Below are 18662 nucleotides of genomic sequence, written 5' to 3' on the forward strand. Positions count from 1 at the left end.
GCCCCGTAGGCTGGCAGCGCTATGACAAAGCCCTCACTCCCCGAACTCCTGCATGCTGCCGTCACTGCCGTCGGCGGTACGGAGCGCCCTGGCCAGGTGACGATGGCCGAAGCCGTCGCCAGTGCCATCGACGACAGCTCCCACCTGCTGGTCCAGGCGGGCACCGGTACCGGAAAGTCGCTCGGTTACCTGGTGCCCGCGCTCGCGCACGGGGAGCGAGTGGTCGTGGCGACCGCCACCCTGGCGCTCCAGCGCCAGCTCGTGGAGCGGGACCTGCCGCGCACCGTCGATGCGCTGCACCCGTTGCTGCGCCGCCGCCCCGAATTCGCGATGCTCAAGGGCAGGTCGAACTACCTGTGCCTGCACCGTCTGCACGAGGGCGTGCCGCAGGAAGAGGAGGAGGGCCTCTTCAACCAGTTCGAGGCGGCCGCGCCGACCAGCAAGCTGGGCCAGGACCTGATGCGGCTGCGCGACTGGTCGGACGAGACCGAGACCGGTGACCGTGACGACCTCACACCAGGTGTGTCCGACCGGGCCTGGGGCCAGATCTCGGTGTCGTCCCGGGAGTGTCTCGGCGCCACCAAATGCGCCTACGGAGCGGAGTGCTTCGCCGAGATGGCCCGCGAGCGGGCCAAGCTCGCGGAGGTCGTCGTCACCAATCACGCGCTGCTCGCGATCGACGCCATCGAGGGTGCGCCGGTCCTCCCGCAGCACGAGGTGCTGATCGTCGACGAGGCCCATGAGCTGGTCTCCAGGGTCACCGGCGTCGCGACCGGTGAGCTCACGCCCGGACAGGTCAACCGAGCGGTGCGCCGCGCCGCGAAGCTCGTCAACGAGAAGGCCGCCGACCAGCTCCAGAGCGCCGCCGAGGGTTTCGAGCGCCTGATGGAGCTGGCTCTGCCGGGACGCCTGGAGGAGATCCCGGAGGACCTCGGGTACGCGCTGATGGCGCTGCGCGACGCCGCCCGCACGGTGATCTCCGCCATCGGGACCACCCGCGACAAGTCCGTCCAGGACGAGGACGCCGTACGCAAGCAGGCTCTGGCGTCCGTCGAAGCCGTGCACGCCGTCGCGGAGCGCATCGCCAACGGCTCGGAATGGGATGTCGTCTGGTACGAGCGGCACGATCGCTTCGGAGCCTCGCTCCGGGTGGCTCCGATGAACGTGTCGGGGCTTCTCAGGGAGAAGCTCTTCGCCGACCGCTCCGTCGTCCTGACGTCAGCGACCCTCAAGCTCGGCGGCGACTTCAACGGCGTGGGAGCGTCGATGGGGCTCGCCCCGGAAGGTACGGAGGGCGAGGACCTTCCCCAGTGGAAGGGCGTCGACGTCGGCTCGCCCTTCGACTACCCCAGGCAGGGCATTCTCTACGTCGCCAAGCATCTGTCGCGCCCCGCGAGGGACGCCGACCGCGGTGACATGCTCGACGAGCTCACCGAGCTGATCCAGGCCGCCGGCGGTCGTACGCTCGGCCTGTTCTCCTCGATGCGCGCGGCCCAGCTCGCGGCGGAGGAACTGCGGACCCGCATCCCCGAGTACCCGATCCTGCTCCAGGGCGAGGAGACACTCGGCGAGCTGATCAAGAACTTCGCGGCCGACCCGAAGACCTGCCTCTTCGGCACGCTCTCGCTCTGGCAGGGCGTGGACGTGCCGGGCCCCAGCTGTCAGCTGGTCGTCATGGACAAGATCCCCTTCCCCCGCCCCGACGACCCGCTCATGAGCGCCCGCCAGAAGGCGGTCGAGGACAACGGGGGCAATGGCTTCATGGCCGTCGCCGCCACCCACGCCGCGCTCCTCATGGCGCAGGGCGCCGGCCGCCTCGTACGGGCTTCGGGGGACCGGGGTGTGGTCGCGGTACTGGACCAGCGTCTGGCCACGGCTCGCTACGGCAGCTATCTGAAGGCCTCGCTCCCCGACTTCTGGTACACCACGGACCCCAACCAGGTCCGCCGATCCCTCGCCGCGATCGACGAGAAGGCGAGGGCGATCGAGGAGACGGCAGGGCAGGCCGCCGAGCCCGCGAGTGAGCCAGAGGACGCGTAGCGCCCAAGGGCCCGGCCCATGGCCCCCTGGACCTGGTACACGACCCGAACGGAACCCGATCCCCGCGCCCACGAGCCACGTGAAGCCTCGCCCCCGGGACCCGCACAGAACCCCAGCCCCGCGCCCACGAGCCACGTGGAGCCTCGCCCCCAGGACCCGCACGGAACCCCAGCCCCGCGCCCACGAGCCACGTGGAGCCCTGAGCCTCGGGCCCGGGACCCGCACGGAACCCCAGCCCCGCGCCCACGAGCCACGTGGAGCCATGGCTCCCGGCCTATGGGGCGTATGGAACCCCGGCACCCCGGGGCCGAAGGACCAGTGGAGTCCGGTCGAGGCCCCCGGCCAGAAAACGCACAGGACCCCGGAACCGGCGCAGTTGGTTCCGGGGCCCGGTCAGGGGCGGGGGCGATGGACCGCCCGTCGCGGTTTCACACCCGGCGCAGTACGGCGACGACCTTCCCGAGGATGGTCGCCTCGTCGCCGGGGATCGGCTGGTACGCCGAGTTGTGCGGCAGCAGCCACACGTGCCCGTCCTCGCGCTTGAAGCGCTTCACCGTGGCTTCGCCGTCCAGCATCGCGGCGACGATGTCACCGTTCTCGGCGACCGGCTGGCGGCGGACCGTCACCCAGTCCCCGTCGCAGATGGCGGCCTCGATCATCGAGTCACCGACGACCTTCAGGACGAAGAGCTCTCCGTCGCCGACCAACTGGCGGGGGAGAGGGAAAACGTCCTCGACCGATTCCTCGGCGAGGATCGGGCCACCGGCGGCGATACGACCGACGAGCGGCACATAGGACGCGGCCGGTTTGCCCGCGGTGTCCGTCGGCTGCACCGACGACTGGTCGGAGCCCCTCACCTCGTACGCGCGCGGGCGGTGCGGGTCTCGTCGCAGGAAGCCCTTGCGCTCCAGTGCCATCAGCTGATGCGCGACCGAGGAGGTGCTGGAAAGGCCGACGGCCTGTCCGATCTCCCGCATCGACGGCGGGTAGCCGCGCCGCTGCACGGAGTCCCGGATCACCTCGATCACCCGGCGTTGCCGGTCCGTCAGTCCCGAGCTGTCGGCCCGGATGCCTGGAGGTCGCCCAGGCAGGGAGCGCTTGGGCCCCTCATGATTCGCGGCTTCGTTCATCACATGCACCGGCTCGAGTCGGCCCTGGGAGCGGTCCTGGGCGGTGATGGTGGCGCTGTCTGCGGTGGTGGTCACGTCGGCCCCTCTCGATGGTCTCCCTGCTGGACAACGGTAGTTGCTTTCGAAAGGTTGCGCCAAACACACGTTCGAGTGAAAAAACGCGAATTGCCTGACGAGAGCATGTGTCTGGGTGTATGGCTGGCGACGCGCCTGGCGGACAAAAGGGCTCATTGCTGTACCCTTCAGCGCCGGAGGCGGCAGCCGTGCCGACTGACCTGGGCCGCCGCCCAGTCTGCCATCCGATGGCCGACCGGCCGGGAACCGGCCCCCTTCCGTGCGTCGGCCACGCTATCCCCGCGTGTCCGGGATGGGTATGCCTGTGCGGCACGTGCCCTTACGTGTACGACACGCGCTTCGTGGGCGAATTCACGGGCCAATCCCCACATCTAGTGGTTGGATTGCGGAGGCATCCCAGAAGTTGTGGTCCCCCGGGTCTTCGGACCCTCGGGCATCGCCTATGCTTGAGGTTACTTCGAGGGGCCCGTGAGGTCCCCGAGGTCCCTGAGTCGTGCTGTGAAGGAGGGTTGGAGCCATGCACTGCCCCTTCTGCAGGCACCCGGACAGCCGCGTCGTCGACAGTCGTACGACCGACGACGGCACGTCGATCCGCAGGCGCCGCCAGTGCCCGGACTGCTCCCGTCGTTTCACGACCGTGGAGACGTGCTCGCTGATGGTGGTGAAGCGCTCCGGTGTGACCGAGCCCTTCAGCCGGATCAAGGTCATCAACGGCGTGCGCAAGGCCTGCCAGGGGCGGCCCGTCACCGAGGACGCGCTCGCCCAGCTCGGCCAGCGGGTCGAAGAGGCCGTGCGAGCCACCGGAAGCGCCGAACTGACCACCCACGACGTGGGGCTGGCCATACTCGGACCCTTGCAGGAACTCGACCTCGTGGCCTACATGAGGTTCGCGTCCGTGTACCGGGCCTTCGACTCGCTCGACGACTTCGAAGGCGCCATCGCGGAACTCAGGCAGGTGAATCAGCGCCCCGCCGTGGACGACGACGACCCGGACGTGGTGCGCCAGGAGACCGATCGCGGGCACGCAGGAACCGTGGAGGTTCCCGTGCCCGCCACCGCCGCCGACTGACCGCGGGCCGGGCCCTTCGGGGCGGCCGGCCCCGCCCACGGGCGGCGACCACAGACTTGCTGCGCATGGCCGTATCAGCGGCGCGCGCAGCATCAGACACAGACCGTGCCACGGGAAGTTCGTGGCACTTCAGCGCGTTTTAGCTGTTACTGGGAGGCGGCAATGACAGAGACGGCGAGCGGTCCGGCACGAGGTTCCCGCGCGAAGAGCGGAGCCAAGGCCAGCAAGGGCCTGCGCATCGAGCGCATTCACACCACCCCCGGCGTGCACCCGTACGACGAGGTGGAGTGGGAGCGCCGTGACGTCGTCATGACCAACTGGCGCGACGGCTCGATCAACTTCGAGCAGCGTGGCGTCGAGTTCCCCGGCTTCTGGTCGGTGAACGCGGTCAACATCGTCACCAGCAAGTACTTCCGCGGTGCTGTGGGTACCCCGCAGCGCGAGGTGAGCCTCAAGCAGCTCATCGACCGCATCGTGAAGACGTACCGGCAGGCCGGCGAGGACTACAAGTACTTCGCCTCGCCCGCCGACGCCGAGATCTTCGAGCACGAGCTGGCGTACGCCCTCCTGCACCAGATCTTCAGCTTCAACAGCCCCGTCTGGTTCAACGTCGGGACGCCCCAGCCGCAGCAGGTCTCCGCCTGCTTCATCCTGTCCGTCGACGACTCCATGGAGTCGATCCTCGACTGGTACAAGGAAGAGGGCATGATCTTCAAGGGCGGCTCCGGCGCCGGCCTGAACCTCTCCCGTATCCGCTCCTCCAAGGAGCTCCTCTCCTCCGGCGGCAACGCCTCGGGTCCCGTCTCCTTCATGCGCGGTGCCGACGCCTCCGCAGGAACGATCAAGTCGGGCGGCGCCACCCGCCGCGCGGCCAAGATGGTCATCCTCGACGTCGACCACCCCGACATCGAGAACTTCATCGAGACCAAGGTGAAGGAAGAGGAGAAGATCCGCGCCCTCCGTGACGCGGGCTTCGACATGGACCTGGGCGGCGACGACATCACGTCCGTCCAGTACCAGAACGCCAACAACTCGGTCCGCGTGAACGACACGTTCATGAAGGCCGTCGAGACGGGCGGGAAGTTCGGTCTCACCTCGCGCATGACCGGCGAGGTCATCGAGGAGGTCGACGCCAAGGCGCTCTTCCGCAAGATGGCCGAGGCCGCCTGGGCCTGCGCCGACCCGGGCATCCAGTACGACGACACGATCAACCAGTGGCACACGTGCCCGGAGTCCGGCCGTATCAACGGCTCGAACCCGTGCAGCGAGTACATGCACCTGGACAACACGTCCTGCAACCTCGCCTCGCTGAACCTGATGAAGTTCCTCAAGGACGACGGCAAGGGCCGCCAGTCCTTCGAGATCGAGCGCTTCGCCAAGGTCGTCGAGCTGGTCATCACCGCGATGGACATCTCCATCTGCTTCGCGGACTTCCCGACGGAGAAGATCGGCGAGAACACCCGCGCCTTCCGTCAGCTGGGCATCGGCTACGCCAACCTCGGCGCCCTCCTGATGGCGACCGGCCACGCGTACGACTCCGACGGCGGCCGCGCTCTCGCCGGCGCCATCACCTCCCTGATGACGGGTACGTCGTACAAGCGTTCCGCCGAGCTCGCCGCCGTCGTCGGCCCGTACGACGGCTACGCCCGCAACGCGCAGCCCCACCAGCGCGTCATGCGCCAGCACGCCGACGCCAACACCACGGCCGTCCGCGTGGACGACCTGGACACCCCGATCTGGGCCGCCGCCACGGAGGCCTGGCAGGACGTCGTCCGCCTCGGCGAGAAGAACGGCTTCCGCAACGCGCAGGCCTCCGTCATCGCCCCGACCGGCACCATCGGTCTCGCGATGTCCTGCGACACCACCGGTCTCGAGCCCGACCTCGCGCTGGTCAAGTTCAAGAAGCTGGTCGGCGGCGGCTCGATGCAGATCGTCAACGGCACCGTGCCGCAGGCCCTGCGCCGCCTGGGTTACCAGGAGGAGCAGATCGAGGCAGTCGTCGCCCACATCGCCGAGAACGGCAATGTCGTCGACGCCCCGGGCCTCAAGCCCGAGCACTACGAGGTCTTCGACTGCGCCATGGGCGAGCGTTCCATCTCCGCGATGGGCCACGTCCGCATGATGGCCGCGATCCAGCCGTGGATCTCCGGAGCGCTCTCCAAGACGGTCAACCTGCCGGAGACGGCGACCGTCGAGGACGTCGAAGAGGTCTACTTCGAGGCGTGGAAGATGGGCGTCAAGGCGCTCGCGATCTACCGCGACAACTGCAAGGTCGGCCAGCCCCTCTCCGCGAAGACCAAGGAGAAGGAAAAGGTCGAGGTCACGGCGAAGGCCGAGGACACGATCCGTACCGCGGTCGAGAAGGTCGTCGAGTACCGCCCGGTGCGCAAGCGTCTGCCCAAGGGCCGTCCCGGCATCACCACCTCCTTCACGGTGGGCGGCGCCGAGGGCTACATGACCGCCAACTCTTACCCGGACGACGGTCTCGGCGAGGTCTTCCTGAAGATGTCGAAGCAGGGCTCCACCCTCGCGGGAATGATGGACGCCTTCTCGATCGCCGTCTCGGTCGGTCTGCAGTACGGCGTGCCGCTGGAGACGTACGTCTCGAAGTTCACCAACATGCGCTTCGAGCCGGCCGGCATGACGGACGACCCGGACGTGCGGATGGCGCAGTCGATCGTCGACTACATCTTCCGCCGCCTGGCGCTGGACTTCCTGCCCTTCGAGACGCGCTCCGCACTCGGCATCCACTCCGCCGAGGAGCGCCAGCGTCACCTCGAGACGGGCTCCTACGAGCCCTCCGACGACGAGCTCGACGTCGAGGGTCTGGCCCAGTCCGCGCCCCGCGCGCAGGAGTTGAAGGCCGTCGCCGCCCCCAAGGTCGAGGCCGTCGCGGCCGAGCCCGCCCCGAGGCAGGTCCACACCAGCGCCGAGCTGGTGGAGATGCAGCTGGGCATTCAGGCCGACGCCCCGCTGTGCTTCTCCTGCGGCACGAAGATGCAGCGGGCCGGGTCCTGCTACATCTGCGAGGGTTGCGGTTCGACCAGCGGTTGCAGCTGACACCAAGCGCCTTGAGGGCGTGAAGTAGCTGGTCAGGGCGGTGGAGTCGGTCTCGCGGCTCCACCGCCTTCGACGAGCGTGACGCCTGGCTGTTGTGTTTGATGCAACGCGCCGCCGCATCGAGGGCTTGTCGCGGCGATTACTCTCGTGGCATGCTCCGGGCCATGATCAAGAGAATCGAGTCCTCCGTCCGCCGATGAGCGAGACGACCGGGACAGAACTGCCCGGATCACCGACAACGCTGTTCGACCACGCGCTGCGGCTACATCAACTGGTTCCGGATGAGCCGCTTCCGCGCGACGGGTACCCTTTTCCCGACGACGCGTTGCACCGTCGCCGAGGCCCGAAGGCACCCAAAGACCGGCACTTGACCGGCAAGGATATTGCGCTCATTCTGGACACGCATTTCGCCAGGGCCTCTGCCCTGCCCAGCGAACTGGCCGATGTCTTCCACGACGTTTCCGATTCACCACAACGAGCACATCGCCGCCGCGGCTGAGCGGGTGGACACAGAACGCGCTCGTCAAACGGGCCGCTGGCTCGTCCGCTATGGCATTGATCGCTGCTCAGTAACCGTCGGGCTTGCCCTGCTCGCCGTTGTGGGAACCGTCGACGACATCCCACTGATTCAGACGATCGGGCTGCTCTCCGACCGCTTCGGGCCGCTGGCGGCGCACGCCTTCGAGCGGCAGACAGGAGGAGTTGAAGCCCTGCTCTGGCTCGCCGAGCGAGTCACCGGCTGGGGACGCGTTTATGTCGTTGCAGCACTCTGCAGACTCGACGATCCAACTGCCCGGCCGTGGCTGCTTCGCAGGGCCTGTGACGGCGACTTCCTCAACGGATACTTCGCCGGCAAGGTCGCCACAGTCGCCAAGCTCCATGAGGCGCTTGAAGACCTCGATTCTGACAGCGAGATGGTCGACCATATCGGTCGGCTACTCCATCTGATGAGCGACTGCGGGGGGATGGGGCTCACCCTCGCTCACTACCCCCATTCGGGAGTGGTCCTGGAAGCTCATGCTCGACACGTGGGTTCGCTCAGCCCGACCGTCGAGCGCTACTTCACGATCGCGCTGCTCACTCAGCACCTGACTACGGAGCCTCCCAAGGCTGCGGGGTGCACTGCGGCGCAGCAGGAAGAGCTCCGGTCGACGTACCTCAATGTCCTCGACCGAGAGGAGTGGACCCACACCGCACGCGCCGGCTTCGCGGCGGATGATAGCCGGATGCGGTGGCTCGCCGACCACAGGGCGCCAAAGTTGAGGCTGCGTGCGTTCCCCGATCGGGAGCCGGATGTCGAGGAATAGCGCACGCCAGGAATAAGTACTCTCCGCCAGTACATCGAGCGCCTTGAGGGCGTGAAGTAGCTGGTCAGGGCGGTGGAGTCGACAGTCGGCTCCACCGCCCTTGGCGTTGGCCGACCGGGATTCCCCGCGCCCGGCGGCGGCCCCTGTCGCGCGGGTGGGGCCGGGCGTCGGGGCGTGCCGCGGTGCGATGGTCGGGGCATCGGTGGAATTCGGGTTTCCCGCGAAACGATCAACGGCTAGTCTCCCTCCGCGCGCATGGAGCGCGATGGGGAGGGCGGGGGACATGGCCGACGAGGTGGCCGGATCGAAGAAGGGCCTGGGCGCGGGGGCCCAGGCCGTTGCGGCGGTGGTGCTGGTGGCGGGAGTCACCGGAGGCATATGGGGAGTGTCGCGGGTCTTTCCGCAGAACGACGCCGATGAACCGGCCGTCTGCTCCAAGGAGCACAGCACCCGGCCGGCGAAGCACGTCTCCGGAACGCAGCTGTGCCAGGCGCTGAACCGCGCGGACCTGCCGGCCCTCCTCGGGACGCCCGACGAGCACGCGCAGACGGCCATCGGCAACGACAGCGTGATCACCCTCGACGGTGGCACCAAGATCGCCACCCCTGAAGCGAACATCACCCTGAAGACCTACTCCGTGAAGCTGTCGGCTTCCAACGACCGGATTTCCGTTGCTCAGAGTGTCCATCTGCTGCCGTCGGCAGAGCCGAGGCAGATCCTGGGCCATCCCGCGGTCCTCTACTCGGACCGGACGATCGCCCTCACCTTCGGCTCCGGCAAAGCCGAGTCCGGCCCCGGCGGCATCGCCCGCGGCCTACTGGTCGCCAGGGACGCGAAGGACGGCGGCGGTTCGTTCGAGGTCGACATCTGGCGTCAGGACGATGTCACGCCCGATGACGCGGCACTGTTCCGTGTCGCCGAGATGGTGCTGCCGACACTCCCGGGCTGGAAGAACGGCTGAGCAGACGACGAGGTCCGTGGCCGGATGCCCGCGCGGCTCCGGAGGGGAGGGCGCTCCGCTGTGCCTCACGCCCCCTGCGGGCTGCCCATGACCTGGGCGAAGGTCGCCGGGTCGGTGTCGTAGCCGTGGATGCCCGCGTGGAACGTCCACTCACCGGAGTGGTCGCGTACGAACTCCCCGATGGTCGCGGCCGTCGCGCCCAGCACGTCGCCGAAGTCGCCCTCCGTCAGGACGGTGTAGCCCTCACGCAGGCGGAAGCCGGGGTTGAGGACACCGACGAAGGTCCTCGCTTCGGTGCGCTGCTGGATGAGGACACCGACGACCACGCGCGCGTACCGGCTGTCCAGGCGGTCGAGCTCCAGGGTCATGACCTCGTCCCAGCCGAAGCCCTTGCCGTCCTTGCTGTCGCGGTTCAGATAGATGGTGCCGTCCGGCGAACGGCTGCCGAAGTACACCACATAGGCCGGATTTCCCTGCGGCGCGGACGCCAGATAGGTCGCCGCGATGATGTCGAGATCGGTCGCGGGCTCACCTACGGGACTGGGATCCCACTTGATCGCCAACTCGACTTTCCGGATGCCCTTGTTGAGACCGTTCACCGGATGTCCCCTCCCCGTTCTCCGACAGCCACCGAACCAACTCCCCTGAGAGTAGGGCCGGTTGTCCATCGTGCCACGCGCGCCGGAGCGCTCGACCGGATCCGCCGGGCCGGAGCGTGACCGGCGCCACGTTCCAGGGCCGTACGATGGCGCGGTGCTGGTCAAGTGGATTCGCTGCACCGTGGTCGATCGCCGCGGTTTCGAACGGGGGCAGCGAAAGTGGGCGGGGCTTCTGGGGGAGCCGGGATTCCGGGGACAGGGCGGAGGATGGAGTGTGGGGCGGTCCGGCGTCGCGCACATCTTCTCGTTCTGGGAGAGCCGCGCCTTCTACGACTCCTTCATGGCCCGGTCCCATGACCGGCTCGCCGCCGCGCAGTCGGGCACCTTCAAGGACTCCCAGGCCAAACTGTTCGACTACCGCTTCGACGTGAAGACCGGCTTCGAGCCGCGCTTCACGGACTCCGACGTGGTCCGGGTCGCGCACTGCCGTGTCCACGAGGACCGTGCCGAGCACTTCGCGCTCATGCAGGAGAAGGTCTGGAACCCCGCGATGGCCGGTTCGCCCGGCATGATTCGGGGCATGTTCGGCGAGGCGCCCGGCAGCGAGTTCCTGGTCCTGTCCATGTGGCAGTCGGCCGCCGAGCACGGCAAGTACCGCGCCGAGCGGGTGGAGAGGCTGGCGCTGCGCGCCCAGATCGAGGCCGACATAGCCGCCCTCGCGGGCGACATCGTGCAGCTGGAACCCGGCTGGATCGTCTGACGACACCCTCCCACGAGGGGTCCTGATGCGCGGGAACGGTGTGACCTGCGCCGTATGCGGCCCGTACGACTGCTCGAACAGTGCCCGCACGATCTAGGGTCTTGGCATGGCACGACCACGGCGCATCGTCCTTGTCCGGCACGGCGAGTCGGTGGGCAATGCCGATGACACCGTGTACGAACGCGAGCCCGACCACGCTCTGGCGCTCACCGAGACGGGGTGGCAGCAGGCGGAGGACACCGGCAAACGGCTGCGCGAAATCTTCGGCCGGGAGCGCGTAAGCGTTTACGTCTCCCCGTACCGGCGTACGCACGAGACCTTCCGCGCCTTCCACCTCGACCCCGGGCTCGTCCGGGTGCGCGAGGAGCCGCGACTGCGGGAGCAGGACTGGGGCAACTGGCAGGACCGTGACGACGTACGTCTCCAGAAGGCCTATCGCGATGCGTACGGGCACTTCTTCTACCGGTTCGCGCAAGGAGAGTCCGGTGCCGATGTGTACGACCGGGTCGGCGGCTTCCTGGAGAGCCTGTACCGGAGCTTCGAGGCTCCCGACCACCCGCCGAACGTGCTCCTGGTGACCCATGGCCTGGCCATGCGGCTGTTCTGCATGCGCTGGTTCCACTGGACGGTCGCCGAGTTCGAGTCGCTCTCCAACCCGGGGAACGGAGAGATGCGGATGCTCGTTCTGGGGGAGGACGGCAGATACACCATCGACCGTCCCTTCGAGCAGTGGCGTGATCCGGAATCGTACGGAGCCACCGGATAGAGTGGCAGGGCGATGATCGCTGACTCCTCTCCCGACGGGCGCTTCGAGCGCGCCCTGGCCAGCCTGCGCGGACTCGCGGTGGGGGACGCGCTGGGCTCGCAGTTCTTCGTCCCCGCGAACTACCCGCTGCTGAAGCGCCGAGAGCTGCCGCCCCATCCCTGGCAGTGGACCGACGACACCGAAATGGCCTGCTCCGTAGTCGCGGTCCTGGCCACGCATCACCGCGTCGACCAGGACGAACTGGCCCGCTCCTTCGCCGACCACCACGACTTCGACAGGGGCTACGGCCCGGCGGTCAACCGGCTGCTGCGGCTGATCCGGGAGGGCGGCGACTGGCGCGAGCTGGCGTCGGCCCTCTTCAAGGGGCAGGGCTCCTGGGGTAACGGCGCCGCGATGCGGATCGCCCCCCTGGGCGCCTGGTACGCCGACGACCCTGAGCAGGCGACCCACCAGGCGGAGATCTCCGCCTATCCCACGCACCAGCACCGTGAGGCCGTGGTCGGTGCCATGGCCGTCGCCGCGGCCGCCGCGCTGGCCGCCGACCCGGCCGGCCCGCCGAGCGCCGAGGCCCTGCTCGACGGCGTCATCGCGCTCGTGCCGCGCAGCGCCGTGGGCGCCGGGCTGCGGCGCGCCCGGGACATGCTCGACTACGGGGACGCGGCGACCGTGGCCGCGGTCCTGGGCTGCGGACGGCGTACGTCGGCTCACGACACCGTTCCCTTCGCCCTCTGGTCGGCCGCCCGCGCCCTGGGTGACTACGAAGAGGGCTTCTGGGTCACCGCGCAGGTCGGTGGCGACGTGGACACGACCTGCTCCATCGTGGGCGGTGTGGTCGCCTCCGGGAAGGCGGGAGCACCCCCCGGGGCGTGGCTGGAAGCCACGGAGGCGCTGCCGGAATGGCTGCCGGGGCTCGCGTCCGGGCGCACGGCCGGCGACGCGTAGGCCGTACGGCAGAGGGGTTCCCGGGCCGCTGAGCCGTGGGCGGTGCGTGGGCGCGGCGTCGGGCGGGCTTGAGAGAGGCCTGGGCAGGCCTCGGGAGGCCGTCAGGGCGGTCGCGGAGGCCGTCAGGGCGGTCGGCCCGGGCGAGGGGCTCTGGGCTCTGTCACAGGCTTGCTACAGCCCCGCAGCCCCATCGTGAGCGGCTGTGCCCGTGGATACCCTGTGCGCCACGCCCGCCCGTTGATCATGGCGGGCGTGTGCCGACGAGACGCCGGTCGGCAGCCTCCCCGCCGCAGTGGCGCGTTGTGGGCTGCCCGGCGACCGGCTGGGAGGGGATCCCTTGTCCGACATACCGTCCACGCCCGAGCCCGGAGACGAGGCATCGGCGCAGCGGAAGAGCCCGGAGGCGAGCAAGGAGATTCCGGAAGCCGAGAAGCGGCTTCCGGGGGCACGGGAGCCGGAGGATTCCGCGGATCCGGCAGCACCGGGATCCCGGGGGCGGCCGGGCCCCGACCCCGACGCCACCGCGAAGGCCGCCGCGCCGGGGGGCGAGGATGAGCCCGGGGGCGAGACAGGGCCCGAGGACCGGCCCTTCGAGAAGACCGACGAAGACGTCGACGAGGAACTCGCGGGACAGACCGCCCGAGAGGCCGACCGGGACGAAGAGTCCGCGGAGCGGGGCGCCCGAGCGGCTGGCGGAGGTGTGAAGCCCCGGGCCGGGGCAGCGGCAAGGGCCGGAGGAGGCGTGAAGCCCCAGGTGCAGGCCGCCCGGTCGCTGCACGCAGGCACCGGCGGGGCGCACCCGTCGCCCGCCCCGCGTCCATGGTCGGCGGATCTTCAGTTCACGTCACCCGCCCCGGTGCGCACCCCCACACTGTGGGCCGTGCTCGCGACCGGAGTGCTGAGCATGCTGCTCCTCGACGGCGGTCTGGCGATCAACCTCCTGCTCGTCGCGCTCCCCGCCTCGCTCGCAGCGTACCTCTCGGGGCGGGCCGCGGGACGCTCCACGCGCGCGTGGAGCGTGGTCTGGGGCATCGGCGGCATCGGCCTGCTGACCGTGCCCGCCCTGCGGGACGCGGACTGGCCGTCGTTCCTCGCCGTCGTCACGGCGATCGCGCTCGGATCGCTCGCGCTGAACGGCGGACGCACCTGGCCCGCGGTTCTGCTGGGCCCCATCGGCGTGTTCAACTCCTTGGTCACTGGCCCCGTCTGGGGCTGGCGCGGGCTGCGGGAACGATTCGGCGGTGCCCGTCGCAGCGTGGGTGTCGGCCTGCGCGCGCTCGTGGTGAGCGCGGTCCTGCTGCTGGTCTTCGGCGCGCTGTTCGCCGGAGCCGACGCCGCCTTCGCCGATCTGCTCGGCGACCTGGTGCCGGACACCTCCGTCTCAGGCGGACCCTGGCGTGTCGTGCTTCTGGTGTTCGGCCTGGTCGGAGCGCTGACCGTGGCCCACACAGCCGCCGCGCCGGTGCGGTGGGACCGGGTCGTGGTGCCCGCCGGGCGTCCACGTAACCGCGTCGAGTGGGCCCTGCCGTTGATCGTGCTCACCTTGCTCTTCGCGGCCTTCAACGCCGTCCAGCTCGCCGTTCTCTTCGGCGGCTACCGCGCCGTGCTGAAGAACACCGGCCAGTCGTACGCCCAGTACGCGCGTCAGGGCTTCTGGCAGTTGCTGGTCGTCACGCTGCTGACCCTGCTCGTCGTGGTGTTCGCGTTGCGCTGGGCGCCCCGGGACGACGCGAGCGACCGCAAACTGGTGCGTGGTGTGCTGGGAACTCTGTGCGGCCTGGCGCTCGTTGTCGTGGCATCCGCGGTGCGACGCATGGACATGTATGTGGAGGCTTTCGGGCTGACGCGGCTGAGAGTGTCGGTGCTGGCCGTGGAGCTGTGGCTGGGCGTGGTCATCGTGCTCATCATGGCGGCCGGTGTGTGGGGCGCCCGCTGGCTGCCCCGTGCCGTCGCGGCCAGTGCGGCGGCGGGTGTGCTCGCGTTCGGGTTGATGTCGCCCGACAGCCTGATCGCCGAACGCAACGTCCAGCGGTACGAGGACACGGGCGACTTCGACCTCCTGTACGCGCGCGACCTGTCGGCCGACGCCGTACCGGCCCTCGACAAGCTCAAGGAGCCGATGCGTTCCTGCGTGCTGAAATCGATCGCCGACGACCTGGGCAAGGACGACACGCCCTGGTACGCGACCAGTTGGGGCGAGGCTCGCGCCCGGGACATCCTCCGCGACCGCCCGCCGGCCGCGTCCACCGACTGGAGTGTCTGCAGCCAGTTGGTGCACGCCCCCACGCACCGCTGAGCGGCTTCCCGGCGGCATGTTCCTCGAGCGAGGGTCGGGCTCCCGCGGCCTGTTCCTTCAGCGGCGGGTCGGGGCTGCGGCCGGTTCCTTGAGCGGTGGGGCTGGGTTCGCGGCGTGTTCCGTGAGCGGCGGGTCGGGGCTCACGGCCTGATCCCTGGGCGGCGGGCCGGGCTCGCGTCCGTCGCCGCATGCCGGTGCGCGGTGCGCGGTGCGCGGTGAGCTGGTGAGCCGTGAGCCGTGAGCCGTGAGCCGTGAGCCGCATGCCGGTGTGCCGCATGTCGGTGTGCCGTGTGCCTGTGCGCCTTGCGTTCCGTTGCTTCGGCAGAGGCACCCGCCCTCGGTTCGTATCGCGGACGGCCGGGCCGTGGTCGCCGTGGCCCTCCCGGACCACGGCCCGGCCGTCCGCGTCCCGTTCTCAGCCCGCGGCCGGCCCCGCCGTGCCGGCGAGAGCGTCCAGGTCGCTCTTGCGGACCCTGATCACTAGTGCCGCGGTGATCAGGGCGAGCAGGGCCATCGCCGCCGCCGGCACGAAGGCGGTCGAGATGCCGTGGGCGAGCACTTCATGGCCCCAAGTAGCAGGCAGCTGATGGGTCTTGGCGAACTCCGCCTTCTGCCCGGCCGAGCCGTCCGCCAGGAACTTCGGCATCTGTGTCTTCGCCTCGTCGCGGCTGGCCGAACCGAAGACCGTGGTGAGGATGGACAGACCGATCGAACCGCCCACCTGCTGCGTGACGTTGAGCAGACCCGAGGCCGCGCCCGCCTCGTGCTGGGCGACACCGGAGACCGCGGTCACCGTCAGCGTCACGAAGTTCAGGCCCATGCCGATGCCGAACAGCAGCATCGGGCCGAGGACTCCGCCCGCGTACGAGTCGTCGGGGCTGATGAAGGTCAGCCAGCCGAGGCCGAGTGCGACGAGCGCCGAGCCGGTGATCATGAACGGCTTGGGGCCGAGCACCGGCAGGAACCGCTGCGAAAGCCCCGCGCCGACCGCGATCGCGACCGTCACCGGAAGGAAGGCCACACCGGCCGAGATCGGGCTGTACCCCAGCACGTTCTGTACGAAGAGCACGATGTAGAAGAACATGCCGAACATCGCCGCGGCCAGGCTCAGCATGATCACATACGTGCCCGAACGGTTGCGGTCGGCGAACATCTTCAGCGGGGTGATGGGTTCCTTCGCCCGCGTCTCGATGATCCCGAAGGCCAGCAGCAGGGCCACGGCCGCGCCGAACGACCCGATCGTGAGGCTGTCCCGCCAGCCGTCCTCCGCCGAGCGGATGAAGCCGTACACCAGGGACGCCATGCCGGCCGTCGAGGTGAGCGCGCCGGCGACGTCGAAACGTCCTGGGTGGCGCCGGGACTCGTTGATGTACATCGGTGCGAGGACGGCGATCAGGATGCCGATGGGTACGTTGACGAAGAGGACCCACCGCCAGTCGAGCCACTCCGTGAGCATGCCTCCGGCCAGCAGGCCGATGGCGCCACCACCGGCCGAGACTGTCGCGAAGACGGCGAACGCCCGGTTCCGCTCGGGGCCTTCGGGGAACGTGGTGGTGATCAGGGCCAGTGACGTCGGCGAAGCGATCGCGCCACCGACCCCCTGCAGGGCGCGCGCTGCCAGCAACTGCCACGGTTCCTGGGCGAGTCCGCCGAGCAGCGAGGCGAAGGTGAACAGCAGGATGCCGGTCATGAAGACCCGGCGTCGGCCGAGGATGTCACCGGCTCGTGCGCCGAGAAGCAGCAGGCCGCCGAAGGTGAGGGTGTACGAACTGACCACCCATGTGAGGTCGGTGGTACTGAAGTCGAGGGCGTCTTGAATGTGCGGGAGCGCGATGTTCACAATCGTCGCGTCGAGTACCACCATGAGTTGGCAGGCCGCGATGACGGCGAGCGCGATGCCGGGATGCCCTTCCCGGCGGGCCGCACCTGGTTCGGTGTCCTGAATCAACTGAGAGGTTGTCACTGTGCTTCCCCCACAAGTGCGTTAGTGAACGCTCGCGTTCACTGTCGCGTCAACGGTAGTGAGTCCCCGTCAGTGAACGCAAGCGTTCACTGAAGTCGCTGCCCGGCGACATCGGTCCGATCGCCCGCTCCTCCCCACGAAAGCCCGAACTCCCCGAATTCCGCTCCCCTGTACGACGGAGACACACTGATGGTTACTTCGCGCTGGACGGCCGCCCCCGCTCAGGCGCCCTCCTCGCGCCGGCGTGGTGCCGTGCTCGAGCGCGCCATCCTGGAAGCCGCGCTGGAACAGCTCGGCGCGGTCGGCTGGAACGGCCTCACCATGGAGGGCGTGGCCGCGCGCGCCCAGACCGGCAAGGCCGCGGTCTACCGTCGCTGGCCGTCCAAGGAGGACCTGGTCGCGGACGCGCTCCAGGCAGGGCTGCCGGACCTGACGAAGGTCCCCGACCTCGGCGGTGTCCGGGAGGACCTGCTGGAAGTGTGCCGACGTGTGCGCGAGGCGATGTTCTCGCCGCCGGGAATCGCGCTTCGCTCAGTGCTTCACGAATGCGATGTGACGCAAGCTGAGCGCTTCAGCCAGGTGATCGTCGGCGGGGTCGTCGAACCCACCCTGCACCTGCTCCGCGAGGTCGTTCATCGCGGTATCGAGCGGGGCGAGGTGCGTTCCGACGCCGCGAACTCGTATGTCTTCGACGCCGTCCCGGCGATGATGATGTATCGCTCCAAGGTGTGCGCGAGCGAATGGAGCGATCTGGATCTCCAGGAGATGATTGATCAGATGATGGTCCCGCTGCTGGGTGTGCGGGTCGGCTGACCGGCTTCTTTGGGTCGGCCGGGCGGCGTGTGCGGGCCGGCTGGGTGGCTTGCCCGGACCGGCTGACCGGGTCCGGGCCGGGCTCCCCGGCGGCTCGGGGAACCTGGGTGTCGCAAGGGGCTCAGGGCGGCGTAGTCTGATGACGCCATGCCGTACGAACCCCCCACCCACACCGTCGAGCGCTCCCTCCGCGCCACGACCGGAGCGAAGGTCATCGCCGGCGTCGACGAGGTGGGGCGCGGTGCCTGGGCCGGCCCCGTCACCGTCTGCGCCGCCGTCACCGGACTGCGCCGCCCGCCCGAAGGTCTCACCGACTCCAAGCTCCTGACCGTCAAGCGCCGGACCGCGCTCGCCGTGGAGTTGGAGAAATGGGTGACGGCGTACGCCCTCGGGCACGCCTCCCCGGAGGAGATCGACCGGATGGGAATGACCGCCGCTCTGCGCCTCGCGGCCGGACGCGCCCTGGAGGCCTTGCCGGTCCGCCCCGACGCGGTCATTCTCGACGGGAAGCACGACTATCTCGGCGCTCCCTGGCATGTTCGTACGGTGATCAAGGGCGACCAGTCCTGCGTCTCCGTCGCGGCGGCCTCGGTGATCGCCAAGGTTCAGCGCGACAAAATGATGGCCGAACTGGGTATCGGCCATGCAGACTTCGGCTTTGCGGCCAACGTCGGGTACCCGTCGCCGGTCCACAAAGCCGCGCTGGAGGAGCGGGGACCCACCCCGTACCACCGGTTGTCGTGGGCGTATCTTGATGCGCTGCCCCAGTGGCGGCACCTCAAGAAAGCCCGCAGCTGGGCGGATGGAAACGTTCCGGAGATCGAGGGTCAGCTCGGCTTCGATTTCTGACGATTCCGTTCGCACTCATGTGCCACCCGCCG

General features: G+C 69.2%; 15 protein-coding genes. 12 read left to right on the forward strand and 3 right to left on the reverse strand.

The window, feature by feature from the left end; genetic code table 11:
- Positions 1–21 precede the first annotated feature (21 nt).
- Entirely contained in the window at positions 22–2040 is a 2019-nt protein-coding gene (locus ACFYR3_RS34375) for an ATP-dependent DNA helicase (RefSeq protein WP_389285830.1), read from the forward strand.
- Positions 2041–2468: 428 nt separating this feature from the next.
- Here the strand turns inward: ACFYR3_RS34375 and lexA are convergent, their stop codons facing one another.
- Positions 2469–3245, reverse strand: coding sequence for a transcriptional repressor LexA (gene lexA / locus ACFYR3_RS34380; RefSeq protein ID WP_103549644.1), 777 nt, complete (start codon positions 3243–3245; stop codon positions 2469–2471).
- 517 nt (positions 3246–3762) lie between these two features.
- On the opposite strand from lexA, the gene nrdR reads away from it, so the two are divergent.
- From nrdR to ACFYR3_RS34405, 5 genes are all read left to right on the forward strand, one after another.
- A complete protein-coding gene (nrdR, locus tag ACFYR3_RS34385) occupies positions 3763–4314 on the forward strand; it encodes a transcriptional regulator NrdR (RefSeq protein WP_389285832.1) in 552 nt (183 codons plus the stop codon).
- Between the two features lie 162 nt (positions 4315–4476).
- Positions 4477–7374 (forward strand): vitamin B12-dependent ribonucleotide reductase, encoded by a 2898-nt coding sequence (locus tag ACFYR3_RS34390; protein ID WP_389285834.1) that lies wholly within the window; start codon positions 4477–4479, stop codon positions 7372–7374.
- 196 nt (positions 7375–7570) lie between these two features.
- Complete coding sequence (locus tag ACFYR3_RS34395; protein ID WP_389285836.1) at positions 7571–7873, forward strand: hypothetical protein; 303 nt, start codon at positions 7571–7573, stop codon at positions 7871–7873.
- Complete coding sequence (locus ACFYR3_RS34400) at positions 7818–8681, forward strand: hypothetical protein (RefSeq protein ID WP_389285838.1); 864 nt, start codon at positions 7818–7820, stop codon at positions 8679–8681. Before ACFYR3_RS34395 ends, ACFYR3_RS34400 begins: the two co-directional genes overlap by 56 nt.
- A gap of 283 nt (positions 8682–8964) precedes the next feature.
- The gene (locus tag ACFYR3_RS34405; protein WP_389285840.1) at positions 8965–9642 is read left to right on the forward strand and encodes a DUF6215 domain-containing protein; all 678 of its coding nucleotides are present in this window, start codon (positions 8965–8967) and stop codon (positions 9640–9642) included.
- Between the two features lie 65 nt (positions 9643–9707).
- Here ACFYR3_RS34405 and ACFYR3_RS34410 read toward each other — a convergent pair whose 3' ends face one another.
- Positions 9708–10241 (reverse strand): TerD family protein, encoded by a 534-nt coding sequence (locus tag ACFYR3_RS34410; protein WP_355850225.1) that lies wholly within the window; start codon positions 10239–10241, stop codon positions 9708–9710.
- A 154-nt stretch (positions 10242–10395) separates the two neighbouring features.
- Here ACFYR3_RS34410 and ACFYR3_RS34415 point away from each other — a divergent pair, with 154 nt between their 5' ends.
- The 4 genes from ACFYR3_RS34415 (at position 10396) to ACFYR3_RS34430 (ending at position 15005) form a co-directional block, all read left to right on the forward strand.
- On the forward strand, positions 10396–11001 hold the full coding sequence (locus ACFYR3_RS34415; RefSeq protein ID WP_356784454.1) for a YdbC family protein: 606 nt from the start codon (positions 10396–10398) through the stop codon (positions 10999–11001).
- A 106-nt stretch (positions 11002–11107) separates the two neighbouring features.
- Entirely contained in the window at positions 11108–11767 is a 660-nt protein-coding gene (locus ACFYR3_RS34420) for a histidine phosphatase family protein (RefSeq protein WP_355850230.1), read from the forward strand.
- Positions 11768–11779: 12 nt separating this feature from the next.
- Entirely contained in the window at positions 11780–12709 is a 930-nt protein-coding gene (locus ACFYR3_RS34425) for an ADP-ribosylglycohydrolase family protein (protein WP_355850233.1), read from the forward strand.
- Positions 12710–13046: 337 nt separating this feature from the next.
- Entirely contained in the window at positions 13047–15005 is a 1959-nt protein-coding gene (locus tag ACFYR3_RS34430) for a DUF4153 domain-containing protein (RefSeq protein ID WP_389285843.1), read from the forward strand.
- Between the two features lie 415 nt (positions 15006–15420).
- On the opposite strand, the gene ACFYR3_RS34435 is transcribed toward ACFYR3_RS34430, so the two are convergent.
- Positions 15421–16968 (reverse strand): MFS transporter, encoded by a 1548-nt coding sequence (locus tag ACFYR3_RS34435; protein WP_389285845.1) that lies wholly within the window; start codon positions 16966–16968, stop codon positions 15421–15423.
- Between the two features lie 189 nt (positions 16969–17157).
- Here ACFYR3_RS34435 and ACFYR3_RS34440 point away from each other — a divergent pair, with 189 nt between their 5' ends.
- Together ACFYR3_RS34440 and ACFYR3_RS34445 are read left to right on the forward strand one after the other, a co-directional pair.
- Positions 17158–17781 (forward strand): TetR/AcrR family transcriptional regulator, encoded by a 624-nt coding sequence (locus tag ACFYR3_RS34440; RefSeq protein ID WP_389285847.1) that lies wholly within the window; start codon positions 17158–17160, stop codon positions 17779–17781.
- Between the two features lie 147 nt (positions 17782–17928).
- On the forward strand, positions 17929–18630 hold the full coding sequence (locus tag ACFYR3_RS34445) for a ribonuclease HII (protein ID WP_389285849.1): 702 nt from the start codon (positions 17929–17931) through the stop codon (positions 18628–18630).
- Positions 18631–18662 lie beyond the last annotated feature (32 nt).

This window comes from Streptomyces sp. NPDC005784 (assembly GCF_042871525.1).
Taxonomy (GTDB): Bacteria; Actinomycetota; Actinomycetes; order Streptomycetales; family Streptomycetaceae; genus Streptomyces.